Annotated in this window: 22 protein-coding genes; 4 read left to right on the top strand and 18 right to left on the bottom strand. The window is 58.3% G+C overall.

Features of this window, described 5'->3' with window-relative positions; all coding sequences use genetic code 11:
* The first annotated feature begins 47 nt into the window (after nucleotides 1-47).
* Nucleotides 48-1,706 (top strand): dihydroxy-acid dehydratase, encoded by a 1,659-nt coding sequence (gene ilvD, locus N3G78_09315; GenBank protein MCX8118117.1) that lies wholly within the window; start codon nucleotides 48-50, stop codon nucleotides 1,704-1,706.
* Here the strand turns inward: ilvD and larA are convergent.
* Nucleotides 1,696-3,141, bottom strand: a complete 1,446-nt coding sequence (gene larA / locus N3G78_09310; GenBank protein ID MCX8118116.1) for a nickel-dependent lactate racemase — start codon at nucleotides 3,139-3,141, stop codon at nucleotides 1,696-1,698. The genes ilvD and larA overlap by 11 nt on opposite strands.
* A 185-nt stretch (nucleotides 3,142-3,326) precedes the next feature.
* On the opposite strand from larA, the gene N3G78_09305 reads away from it, so the two are divergent.
* A complete protein-coding gene (locus N3G78_09305) occupies nucleotides 3,327-4,370 on the top strand; it encodes a lipid A deacylase LpxR family protein (protein ID MCX8118115.1) in 1,044 nt (347 codons plus the stop codon).
* An 86-nt stretch (nucleotides 4,371-4,456) separates the two neighbouring features.
* On the opposite strand, the gene N3G78_09300 is transcribed toward N3G78_09305, so the two are convergent.
* The 8 genes from N3G78_09300 to N3G78_09265 form a co-directional block, all read right to left on the bottom strand.
* Nucleotides 4,457-5,224, bottom strand: coding sequence for an enoyl-CoA hydratase/isomerase family protein (locus tag N3G78_09300; GenBank protein MCX8118114.1), 768 nt, complete (start codon nucleotides 5,222-5,224; stop codon nucleotides 4,457-4,459).
* Between the two features lie 107 nt (nucleotides 5,225-5,331).
* A complete protein-coding gene (locus tag N3G78_09295) occupies nucleotides 5,332-5,694 on the bottom strand; it encodes a hypothetical protein (protein MCX8118113.1) in 363 nt (120 codons plus the stop codon).
* 9 nt (nucleotides 5,695-5,703) lie between these two features.
* Nucleotides 5,704-6,675 (bottom strand): enoyl-CoA hydratase-related protein, encoded by a 972-nt coding sequence (locus tag N3G78_09290; protein MCX8118112.1) that lies wholly within the window; start codon nucleotides 6,673-6,675, stop codon nucleotides 5,704-5,706.
* A 59-nt stretch (nucleotides 6,676-6,734) separates the two neighbouring features.
* On the bottom strand, nucleotides 6,735-7,844 hold the full coding sequence (gene had, locus N3G78_09285) for a 6-hydroxycyclohex-1-ene-1-carbonyl-CoA dehydrogenase (protein MCX8118111.1): 1,110 nt from the start codon (nucleotides 7,842-7,844) through the stop codon (nucleotides 6,735-6,737).
* Between the two features lie 60 nt (nucleotides 7,845-7,904).
* Nucleotides 7,905-8,660, bottom strand: a complete 756-nt coding sequence (locus N3G78_09280; protein MCX8118110.1) for a 3-oxoacyl-ACP reductase FabG — start codon at nucleotides 8,658-8,660, stop codon at nucleotides 7,905-7,907.
* Between the two features lie 24 nt (nucleotides 8,661-8,684).
* A complete protein-coding gene (locus tag N3G78_09275; GenBank protein MCX8118109.1) occupies nucleotides 8,685-9,140 on the bottom strand; it encodes a GNAT family N-acetyltransferase in 456 nt (151 codons plus the stop codon).
* A gap of 25 nt (nucleotides 9,141-9,165) precedes the next feature.
* Nucleotides 9,166-9,381 carry an acetyl-CoA carboxylase biotin carboxyl carrier protein subunit gene (locus N3G78_09270; protein MCX8118108.1) on the bottom strand — a complete coding sequence of 72 codons (216 nt, stop codon included), beginning with the start codon at nucleotides 9,379-9,381 and terminating at the stop codon, nucleotides 9,166-9,168.
* Between the two features lie 131 nt (nucleotides 9,382-9,512).
* Nucleotides 9,513-10,658, bottom strand: coding sequence for an acyl-CoA dehydrogenase family protein (locus tag N3G78_09265; protein ID MCX8118107.1), 1,146 nt, complete (start codon nucleotides 10,656-10,658; stop codon nucleotides 9,513-9,515).
* Nucleotides 10,659-10,840: 182 nt separating this feature from the next.
* Here N3G78_09265 and ruvX point away from each other — a divergent pair, with 182 nt between their 5' ends.
* Both ruvX and mltG read left to right on the top strand, forming a co-directional pair.
* Complete coding sequence (ruvX, locus tag N3G78_09260) at nucleotides 10,841-11,281, top strand: Holliday junction resolvase RuvX (protein MCX8118106.1); 441 nt, start codon at nucleotides 10,841-10,843, stop codon at nucleotides 11,279-11,281.
* Complete coding sequence (gene mltG, locus N3G78_09255) at nucleotides 11,259-12,302, top strand: endolytic transglycosylase MltG (GenBank protein ID MCX8118105.1); 1,044 nt, start codon at nucleotides 11,259-11,261, stop codon at nucleotides 12,300-12,302. Before ruvX ends, mltG begins: the two co-directional genes overlap by 23 nt.
* Before the next feature lie 4 nt (nucleotides 12,303-12,306).
* Here mltG and rpe read toward each other — a convergent pair whose 3' ends face one another.
* From rpe to ileS, 9 genes are all read right to left on the bottom strand, one after another.
* Nucleotides 12,307-12,969 carry a ribulose-phosphate 3-epimerase gene (gene rpe / locus N3G78_09250; GenBank protein ID MCX8118104.1) on the bottom strand — a complete coding sequence of 221 codons (663 nt, stop codon included), beginning with the start codon at nucleotides 12,967-12,969 and terminating at the stop codon, nucleotides 12,307-12,309.
* A gap of 97 nt (nucleotides 12,970-13,066) precedes the next feature.
* Complete coding sequence (rsmB, locus tag N3G78_09245) at nucleotides 13,067-14,422, bottom strand: 16S rRNA (cytosine(967)-C(5))-methyltransferase RsmB (protein MCX8118103.1); 1,356 nt, start codon at nucleotides 14,420-14,422, stop codon at nucleotides 13,067-13,069.
* Nucleotides 14,419-15,276, bottom strand: coding sequence for a zinc metalloprotease HtpX (htpX, locus tag N3G78_09240; protein MCX8118102.1), 858 nt, complete (start codon nucleotides 15,274-15,276; stop codon nucleotides 14,419-14,421). The genes rsmB and htpX overlap by 4 nt, the downstream gene beginning before the upstream one ends.
* A 98-nt stretch (nucleotides 15,277-15,374) precedes the next feature.
* Complete coding sequence (locus N3G78_09235; GenBank protein ID MCX8118101.1) at nucleotides 15,375-16,136, bottom strand: DUF116 domain-containing protein; 762 nt, start codon at nucleotides 16,134-16,136, stop codon at nucleotides 15,375-15,377.
* A 16-nt stretch (nucleotides 16,137-16,152) separates the two neighbouring features.
* A complete protein-coding gene (gene fmt / locus N3G78_09230; GenBank protein ID MCX8118100.1) occupies nucleotides 16,153-17,097 on the bottom strand; it encodes a methionyl-tRNA formyltransferase in 945 nt (314 codons plus the stop codon).
* Nucleotides 17,094-17,609 carry a peptide deformylase gene (gene def, locus N3G78_09225; protein ID MCX8118099.1) on the bottom strand — a complete coding sequence of 172 codons (516 nt, stop codon included), beginning with the start codon at nucleotides 17,607-17,609 and terminating at the stop codon, nucleotides 17,094-17,096. The genes fmt and def overlap by 4 nt, the downstream gene beginning before the upstream one ends.
* Nucleotides 17,610-17,612: 3 nt before the next feature.
* Nucleotides 17,613-18,380, bottom strand: coding sequence for a prolipoprotein diacylglyceryl transferase (gene lgt, locus N3G78_09220; GenBank protein ID MCX8118098.1), 768 nt, complete (start codon nucleotides 18,378-18,380; stop codon nucleotides 17,613-17,615).
* 109 nt (nucleotides 18,381-18,489) lie between these two features.
* The gene (lspA, locus tag N3G78_09215; GenBank protein ID MCX8118097.1) at nucleotides 18,490-18,978 is read right to left on the bottom strand and encodes a signal peptidase II; all 489 of its coding nucleotides are present in this window, start codon (nucleotides 18,976-18,978) and stop codon (nucleotides 18,490-18,492) included.
* An 8-nt stretch (nucleotides 18,979-18,986) separates the two neighbouring features.
* A complete protein-coding gene (gene ileS, locus N3G78_09210) occupies nucleotides 18,987-21,734 on the bottom strand; it encodes an isoleucine--tRNA ligase (GenBank protein MCX8118096.1) in 2,748 nt (915 codons plus the stop codon).
* Nucleotides 21,735-21,917: the final 183 nt, after the last annotated feature.

The raw sequence follows: 21,917 nt of genomic DNA, 5'->3' as shown, positions 1-21,917 counted from the left end.
AGGAAAGGCTTCGACCTTGGAAATGACGTCATCAGAAGGAGAAAAAGATGCGATCGGATCGGATGAAGAAAGGTTTGGAGAGGGCACCCCATCGCTCCCTGTTCAAGGCGCTTGGCCTCACGGACGAAGAGATCGAGAGGCCCATGATCGGCATTGCCAATTCTGCCAACGAGGTCATCCCGGGTCACCTCCACCTCCATCAGGTGTCGGAGGCCGTCAAGGCGGGCATCCGGATGGCCGGAGGGACACCCCTTGAATTTTTCACCATCGGCATCTGCGACGGCATCATCATGGGCCATGAAGGGATGAAGTACTCCCTCAGCTCGAGGGAGTTGATCGCCGACTCGGTCGAATCGATGGCCATGGCCTATCCCTTCGACGGTCTCGTCCTCATCCCCAATTGCGACAAGATCGTCCCGGGGATGCTCATGGCCGCGGCCCGCCTCGATCTTCCGACCCTCATCGTCAGCGGCGGTCCCATGCTTGCAGGCGAGTTCAAAGGAAAGGAGATCGACCTCGCCACCGTCTTCGAGGCGGTGGGAAAGGTAAAGACGGGGGCCTTGACACGCGAAGAGCTTTTCGAGATCGAGTGCTCTGCCTGTCCAGGGGTGGGCTCTTGCGCCGGGATGTTCACCGCCAACTCGATGAACTGCCTGACCGAAGCCTTGGGCCTCGCCCTTCCTTACAACGGGACGATCCCTGCGGTCCATGCGGATCGCCTCCGTTTGGCCAAGCAGTCGGGGATCCAGATCATGGAGCTGGTAAAAAGAGGGCTCACCCCGTCCAAGATCCTCACGAAGAAGGCCTTTGAGAATGCCATCACGGTCGATATGGCCTTTGGAGGATCGACCAATACGTCCCTTCACCTTCCCGCCATCGCCCATGAAGCGGGCCTCGCCCTTCCCCTCGACTTATTCAACGAGATCAGCGACCGAACCCCGCACCTCTGCCATCTCTCGCCCGCCGGCCCCCACCACCTCCAGGATTTCCATCGGGCCGGGGGTGTGCCCGCCCTTATGGCGGAGCTTGCCCGGAAAGGTCTGATTCACCTTGACGCCCTGACGGTCACGGGCAAGAGGGTGCGCGAGATGCTCAAAGGCAAGGCCGTTCTCGACCGTTCGGTCATCCACCCCGTGGAGGACCCCTATCACGACGTCGGGGGGCTCGTCTTCCTCTTCGGAAACTTGGCCCCTGGAGGAGCCGTGGTGAAGCGGTCCGCCGTCGATGAAACGATGCTCAGACACCGGGGACCCGCCCGGGTCTTCAACGCCGAGGAGGAGGCCCTCAAAGCCATCCTCGGCCAAAAGATTCGAAAGGGTGAGGTCGTGGTGATCCGGTACGAGGGCCCGAAGGGCGGTCCTGGGATGCGCGAGATGCTGGCCCCCACCTCGGCCATCGCCGGCGTCGGCATGGACCGGGAGGTCGCCCTCCTCACCGATGGCCGATTCTCGGGCGCGAGCCGTGGGGCTGCCATCGGTCACATCTCCCCAGAGGCCGCAGAGGGCGGTCCCATTGCCATCGTCAGGGATGGAGACGAGATCGAAATCGATATCCCCAACAAAACCTTGAATCTCCTCATCTCTGAAGAAGAGATGAAGCGGAGGCTCTCGCTATGGAAGCCCCGGCGGAGAGAGCTGAAAGGTTACCTGAGGCGATACGCGGGGCTCGTCACCTCGGCCAATACCGGCGCCGTCCTCAAGTCGTGAGGGGAGGACCTTTTCGGAGGATTGGAACCGCATAGGGTCCCTCCCGGATAAAGGCAACGGTCGGTTCAATGCCCCTTTCCCGGTAGCGTCCCACGGCATAGATCACCGCATTCTGAACCATCTGGCGAGCCTTCTGGAGGGAGGGATCGACCTCCCCATCCTCCAAGAAGTCGAGGCCGCAGATCCCGGGCAGAAGGCAATAGTTCTTTCGTTCGATTTCGAGGGAGCAATAGATCAACCCCTCTTCGCCCACCTTTCTCAACACCTTACCCCACACCTCGGGCTCCCACTGGTCTTTCGTAAATCTCCAGGTCGGAGACCTCAGGAGGGCGAGATAGCCCTCCGGGCCCTGTAATTTCAAAAGGTGGATCAAGCTTCGATATTCGGGCGAGCCGATGGGCTCGATGAGATCCCTATTGTTGGCCGCAATGATGATGGTCCCCCCAGGCTTGACCGCGGGCAGCGCCCCTACGCCCGCCTTGGCCGTTTGATAATGGTCCCTCCCCACATAGCCGCTATGGGTGAGGACGATATCGAACTCCTCCTCGATCGGGATCTCGGCATAGCTCTTGATCAACTCATAGGCCTTGAGGTTTGATTCCTCCATCTCGCCTGCAAAGACCCTCACGAGTTGCAACTCTTTATTGAGATTGACGTTGATCGCGAAATCGACCCCGACGGTCTGGGCCACCTCCAGCGCCTCTTCGTGACAGGGGTTCCCCTCGAGGACGAGGTTGGTGGTCCGGGGATCCTCCAGATAGAGGGGACCGTGAAACTTCTGGATGGTCTTCACATCGACCAGCCCGGGGCAGATCGATTTTCGGCCCCCAGAGATTCCAGTAAAGAAGTGGCTCTCCACAAGACCCGTCACGATCTTGAGGTCGGAGAAATAGAAATCTTTATTCACGAAGACATGGGTTCCCCTTCGGGTCGTCCCGATGCTTTCGAGAAGGTCCCTGTTCTCACAATCGTGGTCGAGGATCCTGTATTGGTCAACCACCTCGGACCCGTACATCTCGATCTTCTCCTCATGGGTGCTCGGCCGGTGCATCCCCGTGGCCACGACGATTTTGATGTGCTCCTTAAGGATGCCCGAGGCCTCCAGTCGTTTCAAAAGGGGTCCGAGAATCCCGGAATCCCCTTTGTAGGGGACCGGCCGGGTGATGTCGGAGACGGCAATAGCAACGCTCATCTCCTTCGGGGCCTTTCCCTTTTTCCGGATGATCTCCTCGAGAGGAGGACTGCCGATGGGATGGGCGAAGGCCTCCTCGATGGCCTCCCTCGGATTGGAGAGGACGGGGACGTCCTTCATCGAAAGAACCGCACTATGGGGAGGAAGGCGGACCTCGATCGTCTGCCTGCCAAATTCCACCTCCACGGGCTTCCAGTCGGTGGTGTCCACCGCTTTCAGGGACCTTTTGAGATCTTGCCTCATCGCCTGCGGCCCTCCCTTTTCCTTTTCATCCTCTTCCCCTTCTTTTTTAATATGCCAACGAAAGGCTTGTCAAAGAGGTCAGGCCTTGACCTTTTGGATTTTTTCAAATATAAATCGATGAAATTTAAAGGGCCTCCTAAAGGAACGGATGGCTGATCATGATTCCCTTGGATAAAGGAGGAATGATGAAAAAGGGAGCCCTGCCGATCCTTTCGGTCTGCCTCGCCCTTTTCTTACCCTCTTTCTCCTCCGGCCAGGTCCCCTCGGATCAGAAACACCAGACCTTCTTCGTCCATTTTGAAAACGATGTCTTCGACGGGACGGACAGACACTACACCAATGCCCTCAAATTCACCTGGCTTTCCAAGGACCTGACGGAGTTTGACGAAGATACCCGCCTTCCGAGATGGGGGCTTCCGCTGCTCAGAAAACTGCCCCTGATCAACCGGCCTGGTTTTCAGCGAAACCTTGGCCTCTCCCTGGGCCAGACCATCTTCACCCCTGAAGACATCTCGAGAAGCGATCTGATCAAGGATGATCGACCCTATGCCGGATGGACCTACCTCTCCCTGACCTTTCATGTGAAAAACGCCTCGCAGATGGATGTGTTTGAGGTGACCCTCGGGATCGTAGGCCCGGCCTCCTATGCCGAGCAGACCCAGAAGGCAGTGCACCGCTGGATCGAAAGCCAGGAACCTAAGGGATGGGATCACCAGCTCCGGAACGAACCTGGCCTCCTCGTCGGGTGGCACCGGAGCTGGCGTCTCTGGAGTCGCGGCGTGGGAAGGGGATTCGGTTTCGACTTTATCCCGAGAGTCGGAGCGGTGGCCGGCAATGTCCTCACCTATGCCAGCCTCGGGGGAGAGGTTCGTTTTGGTTACAATCTGCCTATCGATTTCGGGACGTCCTTCATCCGCGCGGGAAGTGGCATCGAGGCCCCCGCAGACCCGAACGACCCCAGGCTCCGAGGCCGTGAAAATTTAGGAATCCACCTCTTCGTGGATGTTGAAGGAAGGGCCGTGGCCAGGAACATCTTCCTCGATGGGAACACCTGGAAGGAGAGTCACCGGGTGGACCGGAAGCGGGTGGTGGCGGATATGGCGGCTGGCTTATCCCTCCTGTATAAACACTTGAAACTCACCTACGCCCACGTCTACCGCTCCAAAGAATTCGACGGCCAGGACAAGGCCCAGGCCTATGGCTCCCTCACCCTGGCCATCACCTTTTGAACGGTCCGAATGCCACCCGGCCCGGAAAACCTATCGCCACGGAGCATGGGCCCTCGGCCACGTGGACTCGGTCCGCCTCCACCTTCTCAGCGGTCCTTCCAAAGGGGTTTCCTTTTCTCCAAGAAGGCCTGGAGCCCTTCGGTGGCATCTTCGGTCTTCATCAGCCGATCGAGATAGATCTGCTCGATGGTCTTCAGCCCCTTTGCCGGCTCGTCGCACAACCCCGAAAGGGTCGCCTCTTTGGTCAGCTTCAGGACGATTCCGCTCAGACTCTTGAACTTCCCGATGAACTTATCGACCTCCTCGGCCAGCGAGGCTTCCGAAACGACCCGGTTGACCAGGCCGATCGCCAGGGCTTCCTGCGCGCTGATCGTCTCGCCCGATAGGATCAGCTCCATGGCCTTTTTCCGGCCGATCATCCTCGGAAAGACCAAAGCGGCAATCGGGGGGAAGACCCCCACCTGAATCTCAGGCTGTCCGAACCTGGCCTTCTCCGTGGCCAGGACCATATCGCAATAGACCGCGAGTTCGCATCCTCCGCCAAGGGCGGAGCCATGGACGATCGCAAGGGTCGGGACCTTTAACTCGTCCATCAGGCGGAACATGCGATGAAAGGTCTCGATCATCCTCGGGCCAAGGTCCCCTAAGTGCTCGGCCACCTCGACCCCCACCGAAAAGGCCTTTCCCGCCGCCTGGACAACGAGGAGCTTGAGGCTCTTCTCCTCTTTTAGCCCTTCGAGATAGGCATTGATCTCCTCCATCATTTCGAGATTGAGCCAGTTGAGGGGAGGGCGATTCAGGGTGAGATAGGCCACCCCTTCCTTCAACTCCGTCTGAATCCATTTAAATGCCATGGCGATCACCTCATGAGATGAGATTGGGAAGGAAAGAAGAAAGAAAATAGGGAGGCCATATCACCTCCCTATCGAAAGACCCTTTTTCTAAGGTTCAAAAAGGACCCTCAAATCTCGATCTCGTTTCCGTAATTGACCACCCGCTCGAACTTCAAGGTCAGTTGATCCCCGTCCTTCAGCTTCAACTTCCTGACCAGGTCTTGGGGGATGTGGAGCTCGTGCCAGTATCCCACGATCTCCCAATCGATCTTCCTCTTCAGGGTCTGGGCCTTGCCTTTTCTGGGCTGGACCTTCTCCAGCCACCCTTTCAACCGACTTCCCACGACGAGTTCCAAACGATTTCGAAGGTGGGAGGGGATCTCCACATAGTAGAGACCCCCATCCTCTTTAACGGGCAGGACGACCCGATCCTGATCGAATTCCTTGTAGAATCCGAGGTCGCTTCGGTATTTCGACTCTCTCAAGGCCATCGTCCGATCCTAAATCGCTGCCCCGCAGACCCCACAGAATTTGAACTCATCGGGCAGATACTTCGTTCCGCATTTGGCGCAGGACTTCATCGGAGGTCCGAAGATATAGCTCCGGCTCTTGCCCGCGATGTCCTTCTGCCTCATGGCGCGGTAGTCGACCTTTCGCTTTTCGAGGAAGGCCCTGAAGCCTTCGATCGGCTCGGCGGTCGCATAGTGGACGGAGAGCCAGTCCCTCGCATGCTGGAAGGTCGTCCAGGCCAGGTCCGTCCAGAAGTTGCACTGAACTTTGGTGTATCTCATGCAATCCGGGAACTTATCCACCAACTTCTCGACGACCTTGTCGACTGCCTCGTCCAGCTTCTCGTAGGGGACGACCTCGTTGACCAAGCCCCACTGAAGGGCCGTCTGGGCGTTGATCTCGTCGCCCACCATCACCATCCAGCGGGTCCTCTTGTCGCCGATCACCAAGGGCAACCACTGGGTGGCGCCTCCGGCGGAGACGCTCCCGGTCCGGGTCCCGGGCTGGATGAAGCGGGCATGCTCCGCGGCGATCGAGATGTCGCAGGCCAGGTTGATCTCATTTCCCCCTCCGGCCACCACGCCGTTGATCCGGGCGATGATCGGTTTTCCGCAGGTCCGGATCATGTAGAGCATCCTTTCGTAGAATTCCCACCACATGTAGAATTCGTGGGGCCGCTCCGGATAGATGGTCGAATAGGTCCCTGCGTCGCCGCCCGTGCAGAAGGCCTTGTCGCCGGCGCCGGTGATGATTCCCACGGCCACCTTGTCATCGACGGTGATGTCGTGGAGGGCTTCGCAGATCTCCGCCAGCTCGGTCCCGGTATAGGCGTTGTAACGTTGGGGTCGGTTGAGGGTGATCTTGGCCGTCCAATCCTTTTTCTCATAGATGATCTCTTCGAATCCGAACTCCTTGGGATCCCTTCCCCTGAAAATCTTCTCGTACTTGCTCTTTCCGTTCATCGTCTCCTCTCCTTTCTTGTGGATTCAAAAAATTGAACCGACCTTGAGCTTCTCCTCCCTTAAAAATCGGGGGTCAAAACGATCCTTCGCTCCGGTGAGCCGGCCTTGTGAACCTCCTCGAAGACCGCGGCGATCTGGCTCATCGGCCTCGTCTCCACGAAGGGCTCGATGTCGATCTTCTTCGAAAGGACCATGTCCAGCACGATGGGGTAATATTCGGGGAGGCATCCCCAGGTCCCGATGATCTCGGCATCGAAGGCCATCAACCTGGAGATCATGTACTCATTCTTCGCCATCCCGAAGCCGACCACGATCAGCTTCCCGGTGAAGGAGAGAAGCTCCAAGGCCAGGTCCTGGCCCGCCTTCGTACCGCTCACCTCGAAGATCTTCCAGCCGAACCCCGCCTCCAGATGGTTCTTCTTGCAGATCTCTCGAAACTCGTTCCGAATATCCTTGATCTGCTTGTCCTGCGAGCTGATGACGAAGTCCGCCCCGTACTTCAGGGCCCGCTGGAGTTTGGCAGGATTTCGCGCAATCCCGATCACCGTCTTCGCGCCCAGGGCCTTCGCGGTCTGGGCCATGTAGACCCCGACGCCTCCCGTCACCCCGATGATGATGACCTGGTCGCCGGGCTGGAGGTCGGCCCGTTTGGCGGCCTGGTAGGGTGTGGTGGCGGCATCCGCCACCACGGCCAAATGCTCCAACGGGATGTTCCCTCGATTCCGGACCTCGCAGAGGTCGATCGAGGGGACCGGGATGTGGCTCGCAAAACCCCCGTATATCCCGAGGCTGTTTCCGGGCATCTTCTGGACCAAACAACGGTTCCCTCTGCCGGTCTTGCAGAGCAGGCATTTCCGGCAGGGCATCACCGCCGGGACGATCACCTCTTTGCCGATCCATTTCTCGTCGCCCGCCACCACCGTCCCGCTGATCTCATGGCCGAGCGTCAGGGGAGGCTTCTGGACCGTCGGAACGCCGTCGTAAAAATAGCCGAGGTCGGTATGGCAAACCCCGCAGCCTGCCACCTTCACCAGGACCTCGTCGGCGGCCAGAGGAGGTACGGGAAGGGAGACCTTCTCCAGTCTTCCTGGGATCACCTCACCCGTCTCTTTGTTCTTCGAAGTCGGTTGAACCATCTGCCACGTCTCAATCCTGTCCGGTACTGACATGCGCGTCACCCCCTTTGAGATAATGACTTCCGAAATTTTAATCCCCGTCTCGTTTCACCCTCAGGTCATCCCCAGGCCGCCGTCGATGCAGAAGAGCTGACCCGTCACATAACTGGCCTCGTCTGAGGCCAGAAAGACGAAGGCCGGGGCCACCTCCTCCGGATCTGCAAAACGACCGAGCAGGATCCGGCCGGTATAGATCTCCAAAAGCTTGGGATCCGACTTCACCCGTTCGAACATCTCCGTATTGACGTAACCGGGCTGGATCACATTGACAGTGATCCCATAACCCGCCAGCTCCCTGGCCGCCGATTTGGTCAGGGCCACAACCCCTCCTTTGGCGGCGCTGTAGTTGATCTGGCCTTTGGTCCCCCAGAGCCCAGCCGAGGAGGTGACGTTGATGATCCTTCCGTACTTCCTCTCCATCATGAATTTGGCCGCCACCTGAGTACAGAGGAAGGGGCCTTTGAGCTGGATGTCGATCACCTCGTCCCACTGTTCCTCGGTCATCTTGTGGAGCATGCCGGGCCTGGACACCCCCGCATTGTTCACCAGGATATCGATCTTCCCGAAGTGATCGATGCAGGTATGGATGATCTTCTCCACATCGGCCTTGACGGCCACATTTCCTTTCACCGCAACCCCTTTCCGCCCCATCTGCTCGATCAGCGCGACGACCTCCTGGGCCGGTTTCTCCTGCGAGGCATAGTTGACGACCACGTCCGCCCCTTCTTTGGCGAAGGCGAGGCAGACGGCCCTGCCGATCCCCCTCCCTCCGCCCGTCACCACCGCCGCTTTCCCTTCAAGTCTTCCCATCTCCCGTTCTCCTTCGACCGGGCTCTAATCGAGCCTCAATTCTAAGTTGATCATATCCCCCCCACGGGTGAACCCCATCTCCTTGTAGAATTTGAGGAGGTCCCAATCATTCCAATTGACCAAGGTATAGACGACCCGGACATTCATCGCCTTCAAATTCTTGATGAACTCCTGGCTCAACTTTCTCGCCACCCCCCTGTGTTGGAAGTCGGGATCGACGCCGATGATAGTGAGCCATCCCACCGTATCGGGAACCCCGAATTCCCACCCGCTCACCTCTCCGAGAACGAACCCGATGACCTTTCCTTCAAATTCCGCCACCAGAGAGAGCATGGGATGCGGTGGATTTTCGGGGACCATCTTCTTCCAGTAATCCGGCCTCGACTTTCCGATGACCTTCTCGTCGATCGCCACAATCGCCCCGATGTCTCCCGGGTTCATGGGCCGTATGGTGACCTTCGATAAAAAATCGATCTCCACCGCTCCGACTCCCGCCCCCTCCGGGTCATCCGATGATGGCGATGACCGCTTCAGCTTCGACCTCCTGGCCCGGTGCGACCTTGATCTCCTGGATCGTCCCACTCACCGGGGCCACGATGGGCATCTCCATCTTCATCGCTTCAAGGACCGCCACCTGGTCGTCCTCTTTCACCTGATCCCCGACCTTCACGGAGATGGAGACGATCTTCCCTACCATTGGTACCGTCACAGGTGTTCCCATAGGCATAACCTCCTCTTCGAAACAGTTGGATTTTGGATGCTTGCCCGAGCATTCGTGACGCGGCCCTCTCCAGCCCTTCAAAGCTCTGGCCGGGAAAGCATGGACATCCCGAAGGGTGGGCCGTTTCGTCCCTACTTCAGGCCCAGGGCATTTCTTGCGATGATCATCTTGTGGATGTTCGAGGTTCCCTCGACGATCTGGAAGGATTTCGCATCCCTATAAAAACGTTCCACCGGATATTCGCTCGAAAAACCGTAGGAACCGAAGATTTTGACGGCGGTGTTGGCCGCTCGGACCGCCACCTCGGATGCAAAGAGTTTGGCGCAGGAGATCTCCACCGTATTGCGCTGCCCCCGATCACGGTTCCAGGCCGCCCGGTAGACCAGCAGCCTCGCCGCCTCCTCCTCGACCACCATCTCTGCGATCTGCTCTTGAATCATCTGGAAATTGGCGATGGGCTGGCCGAACTGCTCCCTCTCGTTGGCGTAACGGATCGCATGTTCCTTACAGGCCCTGGCCACGCCGACGGCCCTGGAAGCGCAGGAGAGCCTCGTATTGTCGAGCATGTACATGCAGATCTTGAACCCATCCCCTTTTTGACCCACCAGGCTCTCCTTCGGGAGCTTGACGTTGTCGAAATAGATCTCGCCGGTGGGGGCGCAGTGAAGCCCCAATTTCGTCTCGATCGCCTTCTGGGTCACTCCAGGCAGGTGCATATCGACCAAAAAGGCGGACATCCCCCGATGTTTGAGGGATCGATCGGTATAGGCATAGACGATCCCGAGATCGGCCACCGGTACACCCGAGATCCACATCTTGCTACCGTTGAGGATGAACCCATCCTCTTTCTCTTCAGCAGCCGTTTTCATCGAGGCCACATCCGAACCGGAATTGGGCTCCGTGATGGCGAAACAGCCGAGCAGATCGGCATTGATCAATTTAGGGATGTACTGTTCTCGCTGCGATTCGGTCCCGAATTGGAGCAGGACCGACTGGATAGAATTCATCTGGAGATTGAAGGGAAGGCCCCAGGAGGGTGAGACCCTGGCGATCTCTTCGGCCATGATCGAGGCCGCGATATACCCCGTCTCGTTTCCGCCATATTTCTCCGGCGCGATGCAGCCGAAGAACCCGAGGCTGGCCATCTCTTTGACGATCTCCCTTCGAAATCGATGCTCCTTCTCATCCTCTTCCATGGTGGGAGCGATCTTCTTCTCTGCAAAATTCTTGGCCATATCCCTCATCGCGATCTGCTCTTCCGTGAATGAAAAATCCATAAAAAGACCTCCCTCTTTTTTAAGATTGTGCATTTTATAACAAACACGCCCACCAATGTCAAGAAATTTTTCTTTCCCTTTTGATCCCTGTATGTTAGACTATTTTTAGTTTAACCGTTGGGACGGGCCGTCGTGGTCCATCCGGTGGACAAGTCCAGCGGCGTTGAACGACAAGAGGATCGATGAGGATCATGGCCCTTGATATCGGACAGAAGAGGATCGGCGTGGCCATCAGCGACGAGCTTCGAATCACGGCACAGGGCGTGAAAACCATTCGACGGGATTCGAAGGAGGATGAATTTGATCAGCTCCTCGCCCTCATCTCTCAATATGGGGTGAAGGAGATCGTCGTCGGTCTTCCGGTAAGGATGGATGGTTCCTTGGGCAAACAGGCCGAATTCGTCTTGAGCTGGATCGAGGAGCTCAAAAGGCGGGTCGGTCTTCCCGTAATCACCTGGGACGAGAGGCTTTCGACCCTCGAGGCGGACCGAACGCTCTTGGAGGCCGACCTCTCAAGAAGTAAGAGGAGAGCGGTCGTGGACAAACTGGCCGCGGTCCTCATCCTCCAGGGATATCTCCAGCAGCTCAGGGGCAGAGGTGATGAGACGCCTCTTTCCTCGTAAATTCCTCCTCGTTAGCCTCTTTTGCCTGGTGTCGAGCTTCCTCTTCGGGCTCTTCTATCTCCTCCTGATCCCTCCTTCCAAGAGCTCCCAGAACAAGGTCATCCTCATCAAACGGGGCACTTCGCTCAGGGCGACGGCCTCGGTCCTCGAGCAGGAGGGGATCATCCGGAGCAAGGAGATGTTCATCGGGCTGGCCACCCTGCTCGGGAAGAAGGCCGAGATCAAGGCGGGAGAGTATGAGCTCCACACCCGCATGCTCCCTCTGGAGGTTCTCAACACCCTCGTCCAGGGCCAGGTGAGGCGTCACCTCGTCACCATCCCCGAGGGATACACGCTTCGGCAAATAGCTCAACTCCTCGGAGCCTTGGGGATCGTGGAACAGAAGGCCTTTCTCGAGAAGGCCACCTCACCGGCCTTCATCGCCTCGATGGGCCTCGCCGAATACTTCCCTGAACCCACCAAAGAAACGAAAGGGATCGGGTGGACCCTCGAAGGCTTCCTCTTCCCTGAAACCTATCACCTTTACCGCGAGATGGATCCGGAGGAGGTCATCCGGATGATGACCCAGCAATTCCGGAGGTACTTTCTCAGGGAGTGGCTCGAAAAGGCCCGCCAGTTGGGCCTCTCGCCAAGGGAGGTCGTGATCCTGGCCTCCATCATCGAAAAGGAAAGCCCCCTTTCCGAAGAGAAGCCGCTCATCTCGGCCGTCTTCCACAACCGCCTGAGGAGGAAGATCCCGCTTCAGAGCGACCCGACGGTGATCTACGGCCTTGAGGACTTCGACGGAGACCTCACCAAAGAACATCTCAAAAGGCCTTCCCCCTACAACACCTATCTGAACCCGGGCCTGCCGCCTACCCCGATCTGCAATCCTGGGAGGGATTCCCTCTGGGCCGCCCTCCATCCGGCCTCCTCTCCCTATCTCTACTTCGTCTCGAGAAACGACGGCTCCCACCATTTCTCCGAACACTATGAGGATCACCAGCGAGCGGTCTGGAGGTACCAAAAGAAGAAACTTTGAGGGCCTACGACGATCGGCCGATCTCTTTTCGCAGCCGGCGGATCGTCTCCCGGTAATCCGGGGTCTTGAAAATTCCCGTGCCGAGGACGAAGATATCTCCGCCTGCCCTGGAGACCTCCGCAATGTTGTCGATCTTGATCCCCCCGTCCACCTCGATCTCAACCCGATACCCATTCTGGTCGACGATTTTTCTAAGCTCCGCCACCTTTTTTAAGACCTCGGGGAGGAAGGCCTGGCCACCGAACCCGGGATTGACCGACATCAGCAGGACGAGGTCGACCTCATCGAGCACCGTGAACAACCTTCTCAAGGGGGTGGGGGGATTGAGGACGATGCCCGGACGAACCCGGAGGGCCCGGATCCTCCTGGCCATCCCTTTCAGGTTCCGGCAGGCCTCGACATGGAAGGTCATATAGTCTGCCCCTGCCTGGGCGAAGGCCTCGACGAATCGTTCCGGGTTTTCGATCATCAGGTGGACATCGAGGGGCAAAGAGGTCAGTTTTCTCAACCCGCTCACCACCAGGGGGCCGATCGTCAGGTTGGGCACGAAATGTCCGTCCATCACATCGACATGGAGGAGGTCCGCTCCAGCCCGTTCGACCGCACGCACCTCCTGGTCGAGACGGCTAAAATCTGCTGAAAGGATGGATGGCGCGATCTTCTTCATCTCCCCTCCCCTTGGGCCTCGGCCCAACCCGATCCCTTGAAAAGATCCTTGGGCAAGGCCATCATAATCGAATCGAGGGTCGAAGGCAATCCTCCTTTCAGCCCAACCGGGCCAACCTCGCCACGAAGAAACCGTCCATTCCATTTCGGGGTGGGAAGGTCTTCAAGACCCCTCCCTGAACGAACGGATGGCATTTCTCAGGCAGGTAGGGCATGACCGATTCCAGCCGAAACTCCGGATGGGCCTGGAGGAACCGCTCGACCACCCCTTCGTTCTCTTCCCGGAAGACCGTGCAAGTGCTGTAGACAAGAATCCCTCCCGGCTTCACGTAGCGGGAGAGCGACGAGAGGATGGAGAACTGGAGCTGGCTCAAACGATGGACATCCCTTTCGGTCTTCTTCCATTTGAGATCGGGATTTCGCCGTAGCGTTCCGAAACCCGTACAGGGGACGTCGGCGAGGACCCGATCGAAGGTCATCGTTTCCAGTTGCGGGTGCGGCCGGGTGACATCTCCCTTGAGGGTCTTCACGATGGCCACGCCCAGTCTCCGGCAGTTCTCCTCGATCGGGGCGAGTTTCTTCTGGCTGAGATCGACCGCATAGATCACACCGCGATTCCCCATCCTCTGGGCCAGGTGGGTGGTCTTCCCTCCTGGCGAGGCGCAGCCATCGAGGATGGCCTCCCCGGGCCTCGGGTCCAAGACCGAGGTGACCAGCTGGGAGGCCTCGTCCTGAAGGACGAAAAGGCCCTCGCGGAGAAAGGGAAGCTCCGAGACAGGCGGCGGATCCTCGATCGAGATTCCCTCCGACGAATATTCGTTCGGAATGGCCTTCAACCCCTTCGCCCTCAGCCGCTCAATCAGCTCCTCCCTCTTCACCCGGAGAGTATTAACACGAAGCGTGAGGGGAGCGATTCGATTGTTAAACCGGCAAAGGGCGAGGGCGGTCTCGAGGCCCAACTCACGGATCCACCTTTCGACGAGCCAACGGGGGTGAGAGTGAACCACGGAAAGGTGGAGGGCCGGATCCTCCTCGAGAAGGGGATAGCGAATCTCCTGCCTTTTTCGGAGATAGTTTCGGAGGATGGCGTTCACAAAGCCGGCGGTTCGGCCTCCGTGATACCTCCTCCCCAATCCGACCGATTCGTTAACCGCGGCCGAAACAGGGGTCCGCGTGAGAAAATCGATCTGGTAGAGGCCGAGGCGGAGGAGGTTTAACGTCTCGGGCTCGATCTTTTCGAAAGGAACCTTCGACAGGTGACGGACAGGCCAATCGAGCCTCTCTCGCCATCTTAAGATGCCATAGGCCAATTCGGTCAGGAAGGCCCGATCCAACGGGGTGAGATGACGGTATTTTTTAAAAGCCCGATCCAGGAGGACGTCGAGGGAACGGTCCTTTCTATTTACCTGGCTTAGGATTTCGAGGCAAATCGCCCTGGGCGATTTCCGGATCAAAAGCGCCCTGTTCTCGCCATCTCTTCAAGCCTGGCGATTCGCTCCTCGATCGGTGGGTGAGTGCTGAAGAGCGACAACACGCCCCCTCCCCTCAGGGGGTTGACGATGAACATGTGAGCGGTAGAGGGATTGGCCTCCATCGGGATCCGGTGGGCGGCCATCTCCAGCTTGCCGAGGGCCTTGGCGAGCCAGAGCGGATGGCTCAAGTGGGCCCCTCCGGCATCGGCCATATATTCCCGCGATCTCGAGATGGCCATCTGGATGAGGACGGCAGCGATCGAAGCGATCATCGTGGCGATAAAGACGAAGAGGAAATTGGCCCCGCCCCTTTCTTCGTCCTCGGAACGGCCGGACCCGAAGATCGCACCCCAGCGGGCCATGGAGGCGAGCATCCCGATCGCTCCGGCCAGGGTGGCGGCGATGGTACTGATGAGAATGTCCCTGTGCCTGATATGAGAGAGCTCGTGGCCGATGACCCCGGCCAACTCCTCTTTCGACAGGATTCTGAGAAGGCCGGTCGTCACCGCCACCGCGGCGTGCTCCGGATTGCGACCCGTGGCAAAGGCGTTGGGCGTATCGTTGTCGATGATATAGACCTTTGGCATCGGCATCGAGGCCTTATTGGTCAGCTCGGCCACGATCCGATAAAGTTCGGGGGCTTCGGCAGGAGTGACGGGCTGGGCCCCGTACATTCGGAGGACGACCTTGTCGCTGAACCAATAGGCAAAGAAGTTCATCCCGGCGGCGAACAGGAAGGCGATGATCGCTCCGTCCTTCCCGCCGATCGCCGTCCCAACCAGGATAAAAAGGGCGGTAAGGAGCAACATGAGGATGAAAGTCTTAAAATAATTCATCGCTTCTTCGAACCTCCTTCACGAAAAAGTATAATAACCAGCCGAGGGTTTGTCAACCATGGGGAGAGGCCTTCTCCCCGGAGAAACCGCTAACGGCCTCACTGGTCTGGCCTGAGGAAATCCAAGATCGCGGCCTTGACCTTTTCGATATCGGCTCGGGTGTTGATGCAGGGACCATAAGGTCTTTCGTTCAGGATTCCGATGACCGGAATGGGATAGGTATCCTGGATGCCGCTCGTCAGATCGAGTTCACAGGCCACGGCCACGATGGCCTCCGGTTGGTTCTCCACGATGATCCTCCTGGCCAGCGTTCCTCCGGTGGCCACCGCGATCTTCACCTGATAACGTTCGGCCAGTTCGATGAGATCCTTGATCTCGCACCTTCCGCATCCTTGGCAGTTCCGGATCTGGGCGGTGATCTTGATCTCGCAGTCGAAGTTCTGGATACAGTGGGGGAGGAGGAGGAGAAGCCGGCTCGGCCTTGCCCGGTGATGATTCGACCGGACCAGATGGTTGTTCAGTTCGATAAAGGATTGCTGGACCTTCTCCTTCGAGACACCCACCATCCTCCCCATCAGGATCATGAAGGGGAAGAGGACCTTCGCCACGATCCCCCTGAGCCGGTGCGTGAAAAGGATATCTTTCCCCCGGAGGATGGTGAAGACGAGGAGAAGACCTCCGAAGAGCATCCCGAAGACGAACAAGGCGAGCACAAGGCTGTAGAGAAAGGGCAGGGAGGGATGGAGGTTCTTCAGCCCCACCAATGGGACGTACCAGAGGAGAAAGAGGAGGAAGGAAAGGATGAGGCAGGTCAGGACCAGAAGCCCGATGAAGATCCTCTTTTTGGGTTGCTCGCTCACGAGATTCCCTCAGCCGTCAGAGAAAGACCAGCCCCGAGGGGAGGCGGTGGCCGGCAAGGAAGTCTCTCACGCTCATCCTTCTGCCGCCCTCCGGCTGGACCTCTTTGATCAGGAGAGAGCCTTCCCCTGTGCCGACCTCGATGAAATCAGCACCCACCCACAGGACCGTCCCCGGGTTCGATGAGATGGCCCCTTGGCGGGCCTCCCCCCGCAAGATCTTCAGCAATCCCCTCTCCCAGCGGGTGAAGGCCCCGGGCCATGGGTGCATCGCCCGGATCAGGTTTTCGATCTCCCTGGCTGACCTCCTCCAGTCGATCCGGCCATCCTCTTTCTTAAGGGGCGGGGCGTAGGTGGCTTTCGAATGGTCCTGGGGGACGGGGGTCAGCTCGCCCTTTTTCATCTTTTCGATCGTTTCCGTCAAGAGTTCGCTTCCCCTCAAGGCGAGTCTCTTTTCGAGGGTCTCCCGCGTATCGTCTGGCTCGATCGCCACCTCTGCCTGAAGGAGGATATCTCCTGTATCCATCCCCTCGTCCATCAGCATCGTGGTGACACCGGTCTTCTCCTCCCCTCTGAGGAGGGCCCAAGCGACCGGTGCCGCTCCCCTATAGGCGGGCAACAAAGACCCATGAACGTTGATCGCCCCGAATCTCGGAATCTCGAGGAGGCCTTTGGGCAGAATCTGACCGAAGGCCACGACGACCATGAGATCGGGTCCGAGGGCCTTCATCTCGTTAAGAAAGGAGGCTTCCTTTACCTTCTCGGGTTGGTATAGGGAAAGCCCGTGTTGGAGGGCGTAAGTTTTGACCGGAGGGGGGGTCCTTTTTTTACCCCTCCCCTTCTCCCGGTCCGGCTGGGTGACGACCGCCACCACCTCCTCCGGTCCCTGGGTAAGCCTCTCCAGGGAGGGAAGGGCGAACTCAGGGGTTCCGAAAAAGACGATCCGCCAGCGAGCAGCGCTCAATCCCCTTCCCCCTTTTTCAACGACTTCTTCAATCGGTTTCGATAGAGTTCCCTTTTGAGACGGCTGATCCGGTCAAGGATGAGGATGCCGTTGAGGTGATCGATCTCGTGCTGGAGGGCGATGGCCTGGATCCCGTCGGCGGAAATCTCGATCTCCTCCCCTGAGGGAGTGAGCCCTCGAACCACGATCCTCTCCCTTCTCCTCACCTTCTCCACACAATCGGGAACGCTCAGGCAACCCTCCTCGTGTTCCACCTCGCCCTCCTCGGAGACGATCTCCGGGTTGATCAACGCAAAACACTCCTTGTCGGGATCGATGGGGCTCACGTCCACGACGATCACTCTACGGTGATCGCCCACCTGGCAGGCCGCAAGGCCGATCCCGTTGGCCTTGTACATCGTCTCGGTCATATCCCGAATCAGGCGTCTGACCCCCTCATCGATCCGCACCACCTTCTCGCAGGGTTTTTTCAAAAGGGGGTGGGGGTATCTCAAGATTTCCAAACAAGCCAAGGCTCATTCCCTCCGCTTCCTTCTCCCCAAATAGAATAACATAAAGAGGGAGGTCGAGGCCAAGAAGATTCCTATCCCCTGCGAGGTGCTGAGAAGGCCTCCCAAAAGAGACCCCCTCGGATCCCCTCGCAGGAATTCGAGGAAGAAACGGAGAATCGAATAGGAGAGGAGGAAGAGAAAGAAGATCTGGCCGTCGTAACCCTTCCGCTCTTCTCTCCAGTGCAAGAGGAAGAAGAGAAGGATTCCCCCGAGGGCTTCGTACAGCTGGGTGGGGTGAAGGGGCAGGTGAAGGGGGGCCAAGGCCTGGGGGTCCGTGAAGACGATCGCCCAACCCAAAGACGTCTCCTTTCCGTAGCAACACCCTGCCATCAGACAACCGATCCGGCCGAAGACCAACCCCATGGCGATGGCAGGGGAAAAGAGATCCGCGACCTTCCATACCGGCAGCCGGGCCCATTTTAAATAGGCCAAGGAGAGGAGGCTGGCGAGGAGGAGCCCTCCGTAAAAGACCAACCCGCCCTCCCAGACTTTGAAGACGCCGAGGGGGTCCTCCCGAAAGATCTCCGGGTGGATAAGGACGAAAAGGGCCCTTGCGCCCGCGATCGAGGAGAAGAAGACGAGGAAGAATAGGTCGACGAGCCTGGCCTCCGGAATCCCTTCCTTTCGGCCCCTCCAGAGGAGGAGGGCCAAACCAAGAAGAAATCCGAGGCCGACAAAGAAGCCGTATGTATAGAGGGTGAGGCCGTCGAGGCGAAGCAGGATCGGATGCACCTTTTTAAATCCCGGATCCTCTCTCGGTAAAGCCCCTCGAGCGGAGCGAGGGAGCGCAAGCCTTAAAGAGGAGGAAGAAGCCCTCCCCATCGCGGGAAGGGATGCGACCTCAGCCCCCTCCCTTTCGACCCTGGGTCAGCAGCCGGAGCGTGAGCAGGCCGATTCCGATGGTGATGGCCGCATCGGCGATGTTAAATGCAGGCCAGTGAAAGGAGGAGAGGTAGAAATCGAGAAAGTCGATGACCTCTCCGTATCGGACCCGGTCGATCAGATTTCCGATAGCCCCGCTCAGGATGAGGGAGAACGAGAGGGAAAGGATCCGCTCCTGGGGCTTTGTCCGATAGAGCAGGATGAGCAGGATCCCGATCGCCAGGAGGGAGAAGGCCACGAAGAAAAACGAACGGATCCCTTCCCCTCTTTGTGCCAAAATCCCGAAGGCCCCGCCCGGGTTCCGCACATGGGTGAGATTAAAAAACCCTTCGATGACAGGGATCGTCCGATGAAGGGGGATCCTCCGCTGGACCTCCTGTTTCGTATACTGGTCCATCGGGAGGATGAAGAGAAGGCAGAGGAGCAAGACCCCGTATTTGCGACCCATCGGGAAGGTCATCCTTTCAGGGCCTCCACACATCGTGCGCAGGCGGTGGTGTACTGGGGATCCTTCCCCACGCTGACATCGTAGTTCCAACATCGCTCACACTTCTCCCCTTCGGCCCGGTGGACCTCGACCCGCCTCTCCTTCTCCTCCCGGTGGAGGGTGACCGATGAGACGATAAAAACGGTCTTCAAGTCGTGAGCGAGGGACTTAAAGAATTCGTAATCCTTCTCCGGCAGGTAGAGGTGAACCTGGGCATCCAGGGAGAGGCCGATCTTCCTCTCCTTCCTCGCCTCCTCGAGCGCTTTGGTGACCTCCGAGCGGAGCTCCCAGATCCGATCCCACCTCTCGTTCAAGGCCTCGTCGAGATACTCTTGCCTCACCTCCGGGAAGGAGGTCAGATGAACGCTTTCGGGCTTCCCCCCAGGTAGGTGCTGCCAGACCTCCTCAGAGGTGAAGGAGAGGATGGGGGCCATCAGCCTCGCCAACCCGCTCAGGATCTCATAGAGGGCGGTTTGGGCAGCCCGCCGCCCCGCAGACCGGCTCGGAAAGGTATAGAGCCGGTCTTTTAAGATGTCGAAATAGGTGGAGCTCATCTCCACGGCGCAGAAGTTCTGGACGCTGTGATAGACGACGTGGAACTCAAAGCGCTCGTAGGCCTCCCTCACCCTCAAGATCAGCTTCTGAAGCCTGTGGAGCGCCCACCGGTCGATCTCGTGAAGCTCCCGGTAGGCCACCCGATCCCTCTCGGGATCGAAATCGTAGAGGTTTCCCAGGAGGAACCGGAAGGTGTTTCGGATGCGAAAATAGGCGTCGGCCAGCCGCTTGAGAATCTCCTCGGAGATCTTGATGTCATCCCTGTAATCCTCGGCCGAGACCCAGAGCCTCAATACATCTGCGCCCAAGCGGTTGATCACCTCCTCCGGCGCGATCACGTTCCCGGCAGATTTCGACATCTTCTTCCCCTCTCCGTCCACCACGAACCCGTGAGTGAGGACCGCCGCATAGGGCGCCCTCTTTCTCGTCCCCACCGCGGTGAGAAGGGAGCTGTGGAACCATCCCCGGTGCTGGTCGCTCCCCTCGAGATAGAGGCTTGCCGGAAATTCAAGATCCTTCCGGGGCTCAAGCACAGCGGCCCAGGAGACCCCTGAATCGAACCAGACGTCGAGGATGTCGGTCTCTTTGACGAAGGCCTTTTCTCCGCACCTCGGACATCGGGTCCCCTCCGGAAGGAGACGGGCGGGTTCCTCCTCGAACCAGACATCCGCCCCCCTCTCCTCGAAGAGTCTCGCGACGTGGTCGATCGTCTCCTCGTTGGCCAGGGGCTCTTTGCAGGCCGAGCAGTAAAAGACGGTGATCGGGATGCCCCACGCCCTCTGTCGTGAGACGCACCAATCGGGACGGTTTTCGACCATGCCATAAATCCGATCCCGGCCCCAGTGGGGAATCCACTTCACGCCGTTGATCGCCTGGAGGGCATGCCGCCTCAAGCCGGTCTTGTCCATGGAGATGAACCATTGTTCGGTGGCCCTGAAGATGATGGGATCGTTCGTCCGCCAACAGTGGGGATAGGAGTGGACCATCTCCTCCTCTTTGAGAAGGGCCCCGACCTCGGCCAGTTTCTGGTTGACCGCCGGGTTGGCGTCGAAGACGAACTGGCCGGCAAAGAAGGGGACCTCGGCGGTGAACCGTCCATCGTCATCCACCGGGCTGTAGATCTCGAGCCCGTATTCGATCCCCGTCTCGTAATCCTCCTGCCCATGGCCAGGTGCGGTGTGGACACATCCCGTCCCGACATCAAGGGTCACATAGGGAGCCAGCACGATCACCGACTCCCTGTCATAAAGGGGATGTCGGGTTTTGAGCCCTTCCAGCTCCCTTCCCGAAAATTTGGCCAGGACTCGATAGGAGTCAATCCCGAACTTCTCCATGACCGATTGGAGAAGCCCCTCGGCCAAGAGGTAGACCTCCTTTCCCACATCGACGGCCACATAGGTGAAATCGGGATGAAGGGCGATGGCCAGGTTGGCCGGGATGGTCCAGGGGGTGGTGGTCCAGATGACCACCGAGACCGCCTTTCCTTTCCCCTCTTCGAGCGTGGGGAGCGGAGAGATCATTCGAAACTTGACGTAGATCGAAGGCGAGCGGTGGTCTTCGTACTTCACCTCCGCCTCTGCGAGCGCCGTTTTACAGGTGGGACACCAGTGAACCGGCTTCTTCCCCTTATAGACCGATCCGTTGAGGAGAAACTTTCCGAATTCCCTCACGATCGTTGCCTGGTACCTGAAATCCATCGTCAGGTAGGGATCCTCCCAGGACCCGAACACCCCGAGCCTTTTGAACTCCTCCCTTTGAATGTTCACGAATTTTGAGGCATATTCCCGACACCGCCGCCGGATCTCCACGGTCGAAAGCTCGGCCTTCTTCTTGCCGAGGGCCTTTTCTACCTCATGCTCCACCGGCAAGCCGTGGCAGTCCCACCCTGGCACGTAAGGGCTGTGATATCCGGCCATGAATTTCGACTTTACGATGATATCCTTCAAGATCTTGTTCAAGGCCGTCCCGATGTGGATATTTCCATTGGCGTAGGGTGGGCCATCGTGAAGGACATATTTCTCCCTCCCCCTGGACTGATCGACCATCTTACGATAAATCTCCCTCGACTCCCACATCTTGAGGATCTCGGGCTCCCTCTTCGAAAGATTGGCCTTCATGGGAAAGTCTGTCTTCGGAAGGTTGAGCGTCTCTCGGTAGTTCATTGGGCCTCCCTCTTCAACACAGGTGTCGGAATCTTCCTCTCACTCCCCTCCCGAAAAGGGATGGAACTGTCTCTCCTTGGACGGGCTCGATGAGCGAGCCCAAAGCGACGGATTGCCAACACCTTGAATTAAAGAAATTTTTTTAACATAAAAAAGGGGTGGTGGCAAGAAAATCGATGCCCT

Source organism: Thermodesulfobacteriota bacterium (genome assembly GCA_026415035.1).
GTDB lineage: Bacteria > Desulfobacterota > BSN033 > BSN033 > UBA1163 > RBG-16-49-23.
This window is presented reverse-complemented; position numbering and strand designations above follow the sequence as displayed.

Bases quoted from the DNA above. Each gene is read 5' to 3' on its own strand.
- N3G78_09270 (MCX8118108.1), bottom strand. From the start codon at position 9,381: ATGGGAACACCTGTGACGGTACCAATGGTAGGGAAGATCGTCTCCATC.
- ruvX (MCX8118106.1), top strand. From the start codon at position 10,841: ATGAGGATCATGGCCCTTGATATCGGACAGAAGAGGATCGGCGTGGCC.
- larA (MCX8118116.1), bottom strand. From the start codon at position 3,141: ATGAGGCAAGATCTCAAAAGGTCCCTGAAAGCGGTGGACACCACCGAC.
- had (MCX8118111.1), bottom strand. From the start codon at position 7,844: ATGTCAGTACCGGACAGGATTGAGACGTGGCAGATGGTTCAACCGACT.
- N3G78_09280 (MCX8118110.1), bottom strand. From the start codon at position 8,660: ATGGGAAGACTTGAAGGGAAAGCGGCGGTGGTGACGGGCGGAGGGAGG.
- mltG (MCX8118105.1), top strand. From the start codon at position 11,259: ATGAGACGCCTCTTTCCTCGTAAATTCCTCCTCGTTAGCCTCTTTTGC.
- ileS (MCX8118096.1), bottom strand. From the start codon at position 21,734: ATGAACTACCGAGAGACGCTCAACCTTCCGAAGACAGACTTTCCCATG.
- htpX (MCX8118102.1), bottom strand. From the start codon at position 15,276: ATGAATTATTTTAAGACTTTCATCCTCATGTTGCTCCTTACCGCCCTT.
- lspA (MCX8118097.1), bottom strand. From the start codon at position 18,978: ATGGGTCGCAAATACGGGGTCTTGCTCCTCTGCCTTCTCTTCATCCTC.
- N3G78_09265 (MCX8118107.1), bottom strand. From the start codon at position 10,658: ATGGATTTTTCATTCACGGAAGAGCAGATCGCGATGAGGGATATGGCC.
- N3G78_09295 (MCX8118113.1), bottom strand. From the start codon at position 5,694: ATGGCCTTGAGAGAGTCGAAATACCGAAGCGACCTCGGATTCTACAAG.
- rpe (MCX8118104.1), bottom strand. From the start codon at position 12,969: ATGAAGAAGATCGCGCCATCCATCCTTTCAGCAGATTTTAGCCGTCTC.
- N3G78_09305 (MCX8118115.1), top strand. From the start codon at position 3,327: ATGAAAAAGGGAGCCCTGCCGATCCTTTCGGTCTGCCTCGCCCTTTTC.
- N3G78_09290 (MCX8118112.1), bottom strand. From the start codon at position 6,675: ATGAACGGAAAGAGCAAGTACGAGAAGATTTTCAGGGGAAGGGATCCC.
- ilvD (MCX8118117.1), top strand. From the start codon at position 48: ATGCGATCGGATCGGATGAAGAAAGGTTTGGAGAGGGCACCCCATCGC.
- N3G78_09300 (MCX8118114.1), bottom strand. From the start codon at position 5,224: ATGGCATTTAAATGGATTCAGACGGAGTTGAAGGAAGGGGTGGCCTAT.